Source organism: Shewanella sp. 10N.286.45.A1 (assembly GCF_041470405.1).
Taxonomy (GTDB): domain Bacteria; phylum Pseudomonadota; class Gammaproteobacteria; order Enterobacterales; family Shewanellaceae; genus Shewanella.
This window is the reverse complement of record NZ_JBFRMK010000205.1, coordinates 1-3,771: the sequence shown is the minus strand read 5'-3', so window position 1 is coordinate 3,771 and position 3,771 is coordinate 1. Positions and strand designations below refer to the sequence as shown.

General features: G+C 42.8%; 1 protein-coding gene and 1 pseudogene. One reads left to right on the top strand and one right to left on the bottom strand.

The genetic code is table 11. The features are described 5' to 3' along the window. On the bottom strand, positions 1 to 2,941 hold a 2,941-nt coding region (locus AB4238_RS15210), incomplete at its 3' end, for a retention module-containing protein (protein WP_372034185.1). A 239-nt stretch (positions 2,942 to 3,180) separates the two neighbouring features. On the opposite strand from AB4238_RS15210, the pseudogene AB4238_RS15205 reads away from it, so the two are divergent. Beyond that, positions 3,181 to 3,642 (top strand): annotated as a pseudogene (locus AB4238_RS15205) (transposase); the annotation flags it as partial. Positions 3,643 to 3,771: the final 129 nt, after the last annotated feature.

The following is a 3,771-nucleotide window of genomic DNA, read 5'->3' as shown; positions in this document are numbered from 1 at the left end:
CATCAACTTCAAAGCTAACTACCACTAGGTCATTATCTACATCGCTATCGTTGTTGAGAACGTTACCCGTGGCAACGCTGTCTTCTTCAATGGTGTTGCTGTCATTAACTAATTGGCTTGGATCATCGACAGGGGTCACTTCAATAGTGAGTGTTGCTGTAGAGCCTGTGTTAGTGGTGTAGGTGATGACAGGAACATTGCCGTTCCAGTTTTCATTCGGTGTGAACGTATAACTGCCGTCTTCATTGATAACGAGGTTGCCACCTTCAAGTTCGACTGTGGTACCTGCTGCAACAGTTTGGCCGTCGACTTCAAAGCTTACCACTGTAAGCTGGTCATCTAGATCGCTATCGTTATCGAGAACGTTGCCAGTTGCAATAGTATCTTCGGCTATTGTTTGGCTGTCATTTTGAAGAACCGTTTCTAAGTCATAGTTCTCGGTCGTGGTACCTTCAGCTCTTTCTCCATTATTACCAAACCCGTAAACAATGGCGTCAACAACGGTGTCGGCATCTAGAAGAAGCTCAGAGCCCGAAACAGTAATAGAGAATGTGCCGTCAGCATTCATTAACGTTTGATAATTGGTGCCATTGATGGTGACAACTACAATACCAATAGTGATAGCTGCATCAGCAGTAACCGTTCCTGTAACAATGATGGACTGTTGCCCTTCCTCATTAGTCACTAGGTTATCGCCAGTTATTGGATCTAAATCGATTGCGATATCAGCATTAATCGGACTGTCATTGTCGAATATGCGCAAGGTGCCTTGAGAGTCAGCAAGAGCCGCATTGATCGGATCGGTCAGGTTTATTAACGCAAATTCAGGGCTACCTTCGACGATAAGATCATCAACGATAGGAACAGTAATATAAGCTGTAGTTTGCCCTGGTAAGAATGTTACTGTGCCTGATACATTAATAAAGTCTTCCCCAAACAGTGCAGAAAGCTCTTCGCTTGAATAGTTTACGGTAATGGTTTCTGTGCTGGCTTCACTCAGACTCAGAGTGAATACCGCATTCTCCATTCCTTCTACGGCAATAGCGTAATCAATATTGATTAATGGCAGATCGCCTGCTGGGCTGTCATTGTCAAAAATTGCGAATTGTAGTGTCTCGTCGTAGACATTTTCACCAGTAACAACAGCTCTAAAATACTCTGTAGGCTCAATCTGCGCATCATCAAAAATAGGCACACGAATTAATACACTTGAGTCGCCAGCCCCTAAGGTGAAACCGAATACAGGGCGAGGAATACTGCCGCTGTAATCGATCGAAGTCACAGTCATTGACTGCCACGTTATACCACCATCGTTGGAGTATTGAATGGGAACAATATAATCATCAGCATATTCCGCAATGGGTATACCGAACTGTTCACTCAATAACTCGCTGGTAAAGGTGATCTCAAGAGCGGAATCCTCATCAAATACCAGCTCACTGTTTAAAGTGAATTGGTTGAATCCATCGTGCTCGAAAACGTCAGGAATATCGGCTGATACATGTGATTTATACTGATCTTGTGTTTGGGATGTTATATCTCTAAATGCGGTCCAATCTTCGACACGATAATCTAAAGTGAGTCCTTCAAGATCATACTGGTTGATACCTTCATTAAGGATAATGGCGTAGTTACCATCGCCTAAATCCACCAACGTACCAATATCTTGGAATTCTGCGCTTAACTGTACATTTTTAACGACAAGGTTTTCAGTGATAACTTGCTGGCCTGTAGCGCCGGCGAGTAAATCGTCTGCTGAAAATGTAATACGTCCATCGAGTTCGTTGTAGTTGTAGGTAACAAGACCACCGGGAACATCAAGAATATCCACCTGTCTTTCATCTGCGGCATCAGGAGCGCGATCTCCCGCTAAATCATCAATAGTGTCAGCAACATGAGCCATGGCCAAGCTTTCAAATATGTTTTGCTCATCAGGTGAACGTTCACTATCTCTAGTAAATTCAATACCTAGCTGGGCAAGAACTAACGACAACATCTCTTTACCAGCTGTTGCAATATTCAGTGGCTCGCCAGTGGTCGGGTCTATATAGCCTGAGAGTGCTTGGTGTATGGCAAGTACGATATTAATATTAGTCGCGTAACTAGCATCTAGATTTAAAGAATCGCTGTTTGTTTGTAACAGACCGTCATTGTTACCATCAGACAGATCGCTATCCAATGCTTGCAGGAATATCGCCATATTCTCTACATAGTTTAAGTTGCTGTCAGATAAAGAGGTACCGGCAATATCTTGTAAAAATAGGATAGTACCTTGAATCGCATCAGCACTAAATGTCGCGATGGTGACATCACCCACGCTAAAGGTGATTGTGTCGCCAGGTTGGTAAGCAAAAGAGCCTGGAGCTCCCATATCCCCTGTAAATCCAGAAAACCCTGATGAGGTAGTGTATGCAACGCCATTGACAAAGCTATCAGTAAACTGTGCGGTCAAAAAGTTGTTTTCTTCACCCGTACTTTGGGTTTGATTATTGATTGCAAGGCTGGTTATTTGAGCATCATTATTCTGGCCAGTAGTATCGAACCCTGAGCTAGCTATGGTTTCTGCGCCGCCTCTGGCGATAGAGATATGTCCTGACGTTCCTTCGCTTCCTGTTTGATTGCCTGCTGCTGTATCAGGGCCTTCAGTTGGATCTTCCCCTGCCGCAATAAGGGCTTGGATCTCTTCTATTTCACTAAGAACTTCTTGGTTAGCATCAGAGGAGGGCGTGGTTGCAGAAGGAATTGCTTCACTATTAGAAGAGATGATGGAGCCGTCTTCAAGACGAAGCTCTACAAAGCTACTGTCACTGACAGATAAGTTAGTTCCAGCTGGAATGAAATCGCCATTGATTAGATTTTTAATACTACCGTCAATTTCTGCAGTAACAGCTCCTGTTACGCTTTGAATATGGCCTGCTTGTGTTGTAACTATCGACTTCATCGTCTTGCTCCTTGCCGCGACGCACCCTCGTTTGAAGTGTAGCCCACGCGTTATTTTCTTAACTTATCATTAACCGATAATATAGGAGATACAGATGGTGGTCAATTTTTTGACGCTTTGCTGTTTATGAATTTTGTGCGAATTGGCTTAATTAACCTAAACTCGGGATAAAAATTGAACTTACAGCCCTCTTTGTGATCACTCTTTCGACCCAAATTAGTCAATCACGCAGAGGGCATGTGGACAATTTAGTGGATATATTTTGTGATGTCGATGATTTTTGTGCTGCCTTTATTTCGCAATGGGAACAGCAATCCTTAACTGATGGCACCCGTAAACGTAGACGTGCTAGCAAAATGACTATGAGTGAAATAATGACTATTATCATCGCCTTCCATACGTCTCATCATCGTGACTTTAAAAATTTCTATAGCGGATATTTAGCTCGATTCTTCAAATCTGATTTCCCTAACCTACTTAGCTACACCCGTTTTTTAGAACTCATGCCTAATGCCTTCGTCCCACTTTGCAGCTACTTTTCCTCACTTAAAAGCGAGCCTACAGGAATAGAGTTCATTGATTCGACTAGTATCAAGGTTTGTCATAATTGACGAATACCCAGGCATAAAATCCTATCAGGCCTTGCCAGTAGAGGAAAAGAAACAATGGGTTGGTTCTATGGGTTTAAGCTTCACCTTATACCAATCAGTATAAGAAGTTGATCTACTCAGAGCGTTTTTGGCAGGCTAATTCAAAGTGAGTAATGACATAATGGTTATTCCCTTATGAGTTTATTCAACGTAGAAGTAGCAAGCCCAAAACACTCCTAC